Origin of the sequence: Facilibium subflavum (assembly GCF_003574485.1) — a bacterium.
GTDB classification, from domain to species: Bacteria; Pseudomonadota; Gammaproteobacteria; order Francisellales; family Francisellaceae; genus Facilibium; species Facilibium subflavum.
This window is the reverse complement of sequence record NZ_QLIT01000123.1, coordinates 1-4,292: the sequence shown is the minus strand read 5'-3', so window position 1 is coordinate 4,292 and position 4,292 is coordinate 1. Positions and strand designations below refer to the sequence as shown.

The following is a 4,292-nucleotide window of genomic DNA, read 5'->3' as shown; positions in this document are numbered from 1 at the left end:
GATTTGATAAAACAATAATCAGTTTTAGTGGATTTTTAAACTTTTCTGGGAGTTTGATTTGGATGCGGTAAAAAAATTGGTTCACAGAACCAAGTAATAACATCACAAAAACTGGAGTATTTGATTATGTTGCTATTTGTAATGGTCATTTTGATAAACCAAATATCGACGATTATTGGCTGTCAAAAAAACCAATCATAGATATAGTGCATAGTAAATATTATCGCTGCCCAAGCCAGTATAAAGGTACGGTTATTTGTGTTGGATATGCTTCTTCTGGTGTCGATATTACACATGAGCTACGTAAAAACGGTTGCAATGTTTACGTTGCAAAAAAGGACATTACAAAACAAGAAGAGCTTTATACGCTGCAGGAAGGTGCGGTTGACTACTTTTCAACAGTAACTTCTTTTATATCAAAACCGGTGGATGTTTTTAACAAGGATGGATGCTCTTATGTAGTAACAGAGCATGGAAACAAGGTACAGTGTGATCATATTATCTATTGCACAGGCTATTGTTATGAATATCCATTCTTTGAGCCAGACACTATTATGATGCATGATAAATGTGTACATCCATTATATAAGCATCTTGTCCACTTATATTACCCCTCTTTAGCTTTTGTGGGGCTGCCATATAACGTATTGCCATTCTTGCTTTTTGAAGCACAAGCTGAGTATTTGGCTTCTTTATGGAGTCGTCAAGTGGCATTGCCCTTGTTCCAAGTAAGGTATAAAAAAATGCTATCAACATATTCAGACGCACAAGGAAAAAATCAATTTCCTAACCATGTACACAAGTTATCAGAAGGCCAGTGGGATTATGTTATGGACTTATATGCAGCGGCAATGAAATTGAGTGATAAAATTATTTCATCGATTGAGTTGATCAAGGAGGTCTTTGAAGACACGGCTAAAAATAAAGAAAGAAACCCTTTAGGTTTTCGTACTGTTAATTACCAAATTGATTTTGGGAGAAAAGTATGGAAGCATAAATAGCATTGTTGACAATATAATATTGACAGTATATTATCAACATTAATTCCGCGTTTTAATTTATTTGCCCAAATAAAATATTAAGCTGGAGTCAAAATTTGCGGGGGCGCGGGTGCATCCAGTGCTACTTTCCAGTTAAGTGGCACTGGCTCTGCATTTAGGCGTGAAATACCCTGAAACTCAGGTGTCAATTTGGAAGTTTAGGAACGAAATTCATTAAGGGGAGATATGTAGAATGGAAGCATTTTGTGTGTCAAATAATAATCAACTCCCTGAAGTAACAACGGATTATTTAAATTAATTTTTACATCTTAGCAATGTGTATATTTTAGGATCTGACTAAAAAATAGGAATACGTAAAAAACACCTAGTCATTTGACCTTATTGTGATCAGGTTGATTTACCGTACAGTACAAGCTTCTTGTATGATAAGTTAACTTGTTTTTCTGTTTCCTTACCCCATATTGAAAATACTAACTCAGTTATGAAATCATCAATTGGGAAATCGTTGCTATTGAACATTAAAGGAAGCCAGCCTTTTAAGTAGCGTATATATTCACCTGAACTGTAGTAAGGAATTTCTTCTATTGAAGCGTCGGTTTTTATAATCGATAAGCTATTATCATTTATTATTTTGGCATACTGCTCTGAAGTTATCCAATGCTTATAAATTGATTTATCAAGCCAACTTGCCCATGATTCTTTCTTTAGCAAGTCTATTATTGGTACCCAGTAAGGGGATTCTTTTGGGTATGTTACGATTAAAAATTTACCATCCTTTTCCAGAAGGCTATGTATTTTTTTAAAAATGTTATCAACATCTCCACACCAGTATATTGAGTTAAAGGCAGTTATAAGGGAATATTTTTCTTTTGTATCATAGTTTAGTATTGTTGATTCTACGAATGTAGTCATTTTATTTGAATTATGTTCATTAGCAAAATTAATCATACTATGAGACGAGTCTATGCCTGTGATGCAGCCATATTGTGACATGAGCTTTGTTATATATCCGTCACCACTGCCAACGTCTAAAATTTTTTCATCATTGGAAAATTGATGATATTGAAATAAATCGATAGCTATTTTTTTTTGTAAATCAGAGTTTGTGCAGTAATATTTAGCATCTAGTTGATTAGTCATTTTTTATTCTTACTTGATTACAGGTTTTGCATCGTAGGTGCTATAAATATTGCAATTTGCCTTTAAAAATTTCAAGTAAATATTGTACTGATGACGGGTAAAGGTATTTTTCAGGGTGATTAATTAGGTGGCAAGGGGATGTCCTATAGGTACTTTATTTAGCGTAAAACTAGTCCCTAAAGCAACTATAAAGCAGCCAATCAGGAATAACCAGGCCATAGTGAAATCAACATTTCCTCTGACACCATGTATAAACCAAGCAAAAAGTGGCTGTAAAGCAGCGCCAAGCAAATTTAATATTAAAGAGGCAAGTCCAGTCGCTGTATTTGCAACATCAGGAGGGTTGTTTTCTGCGATGTAAGGATAGCCAACAACTTGAGATGATAGGAAGAAGCCAAGAGAGAAAATAAGTATGGTTAATACAAATAGAGTCGGCAGCATTAGAAGGACCCATGTTAAGGTACGTGCGCTGAGCCGCGGGGGAGTTATTGTCAAATTTGGTGTATGGCTATTAGCCGCTTCCTCGAGTTAAGCCTGTTAAAGCATCTTTTACTTCAGTTTCTACTGTATTTTTCAGAGCAAGTACGTTATCTTTACTCATGTGTATATTCCTCCATCTGCAGCGAATACACCACCTAAGTACAGCTGGTCATATTTCAGCCCATACACCAAATTCGAGTATATCTCTCCAAGAAGAACAAGGAAAAACAATGCCAAATAAAATAACATTACTTTTTCTTTCCTGCCTTTGTGGCTTTTCGGTTGCCAATATTTATTATATGCAGCCACTTTTTGTTTTAATGGCAGACAGCTATCATATGAATGTTGATACGGTAACCACGCTTTCAGCAATAACGCAAATTGGTTATGCGCTGGGTTTGCTGCTTATTGTGCCGATAAGTGATGCATTTTGTCGCAAGAAACTGATTATTCGCTTATTTATTTTGAATGCGATTGCCCAAGCGCTTATTGCAGTTCAACCAAACTTTTTTCTATTGTTTCCTTTGTCCTTAATCATCGGTGCAAGCTCTGTTTCTGCACAGGTTGTTATCCCCGCAATTACCTTGATTTCGAGTAAGGAAGATCAAGGGAAAAATGTTGCCACGTTAATGTCTGGGCTTTTCTCAGGCATCGTGTTTGCCCGCTTACTGTCGGGTTTTGTCGGACATTATTTTGGCTGGTATGGCATTTATTATGTTTGTGTTGTGATTGACCTTGTTTTTATCGGCTTACTACTTACCTGTTTTCCCAAGATTCCTATGGGACAAAAAACAAACTATTCAACGCTTTTAGGTTCACTTTGGGGATTATTGATACGCCAGCCAGTATTGCAGAAATCCTGTGTGTTGGGTGGTGTGATCTTTTTTGCTTTTAGTGGGCTTTGGGGCGCTTTAGCATTGTTGTTATCACAAGCCCCTTACTTTTATAACAGCAGTATTATCGGAAGCTTTGCCTTAATTGGATTGTTTGGTGTGTTTGCTTCAGGTTTTATTGGTAAAGCCGCAGATAGGCATGGCCCTATGGTTATTGTTCGCTGGGTTCCAGTGCCTGTATTGCTGAGTTTTTTAATTTTAAGCCAGGCAAGTATGAGTGTGTGGGTCATCATCATTGCCATGGCAATTTTGGATATTGCATCTAGGGCTTCATTACTATCTAATCAGCTAGTCAACTACACGTTGTCAGCGCAGAATAGAGCGCGTTTAAATACGCTTTTTATGTTTTTCTACTTTATTGGAGGGGCGTTTGGTACCAGTGTTGGTGCTAATGTTGCCGAGCGTTATCACTGGCATGGCATTGCAGTATTTGGTATGGTTTGTGCACTTTTTGCATTGATGGTAAATATACTATGGCGCAAGCCTTCTGAGCTCTTGGCGCATTAAACCTTACAACAACTGAATCCTTTTTTTAAGCCTTGTTGTTGATACTGTTTCAATGGTTTTTATCTCCTGGGCATACCAGGAAATCCAAAGCTCATACAACAGCCACTGGATGGCTTGGACTTCTGAATCTTCTTTGGATAAGCCTTTTTCCCGACTTTGACACTTTTGAATGTGAAAGCCTTATTTTATAAGGATTCCTTCAAAACCCAGGGCACTACATTGAGTTATCCACAATAACAAAAGGTGTGCTTGCTAAAGACAGTCCCATCGT

Annotated in this window: 5 protein-coding genes; 2 read left to right on the top strand and 3 right to left on the bottom strand. The window is 36.9% G+C overall.

From position 1 onward, the window contains the following. Nucleotides 1–101: 101 nt before the first annotated feature. Nucleotides 102–1,001 carry an NAD(P)-binding domain-containing protein gene (locus DNK84_RS08130; protein WP_268876899.1) on the top strand — a complete coding sequence of 300 codons (900 nt, stop codon included), beginning with the start codon at nucleotides 102–104 and terminating at the stop codon, nucleotides 999–1,001. Nucleotides 1,002–1,388: 387 nt separating this feature from the next. Here DNK84_RS08130 and DNK84_RS08125 read toward each other — a convergent pair whose 3' ends face one another. Further along, nucleotides 1,389–2,141, bottom strand: coding sequence for a class I SAM-dependent methyltransferase (locus DNK84_RS08125; RefSeq protein WP_119344048.1), 753 nt, complete (start codon nucleotides 2,139–2,141; stop codon nucleotides 1,389–1,391). A 123-nt stretch (nucleotides 2,142–2,264) separates the two neighbouring features. Further along, nucleotides 2,265–2,582 (bottom strand): MFS transporter, encoded by a 318-nt coding sequence (locus DNK84_RS08120; RefSeq protein ID WP_119344047.1) that lies wholly within the window; start codon nucleotides 2,580–2,582, stop codon nucleotides 2,265–2,267. A 269-nt stretch (nucleotides 2,583–2,851) separates the two neighbouring features. On the opposite strand from DNK84_RS08120, the gene DNK84_RS08115 reads away from it, so the two are divergent. Further along, a complete protein-coding gene (locus DNK84_RS08115) occupies nucleotides 2,852–4,021 on the top strand; it encodes an MFS transporter (RefSeq protein WP_162902312.1) in 1,170 nt (389 codons plus the stop codon). 3 nt (nucleotides 4,022–4,024) lie between these two features. Here DNK84_RS08115 and DNK84_RS15050 read toward each other — a convergent pair whose 3' ends face one another. Then, nucleotides 4,025–4,192 (bottom strand): DUF3418 domain-containing protein, encoded by a 168-nt coding sequence (locus DNK84_RS15050; protein ID WP_119344045.1) that lies wholly within the window; start codon nucleotides 4,190–4,192, stop codon nucleotides 4,025–4,027. Between the last annotated feature and the right edge of the window lie 100 nt (nucleotides 4,193–4,292).

Excerpts from the sequence above, each read along its gene's own strand:
- DNK84_RS08125 (WP_119344048.1), bottom strand. The coding sequence starts at position 2,141 with ATGACTAATCAACTAGATGCTAAATATTACTGCACAAACTCTGATTTA.
- DNK84_RS08115 (WP_162902312.1), top strand. The coding sequence starts at position 2,852 with ATGCCAAATAAAATAACATTACTTTTTCTTTCCTGCCTTTGTGGCTTT.
- DNK84_RS08120 (WP_119344047.1), bottom strand. The coding sequence starts at position 2,582 with ATGCTGCCGACTCTATTTGTATTAACCATACTTATTTTCTCTCTTGGC.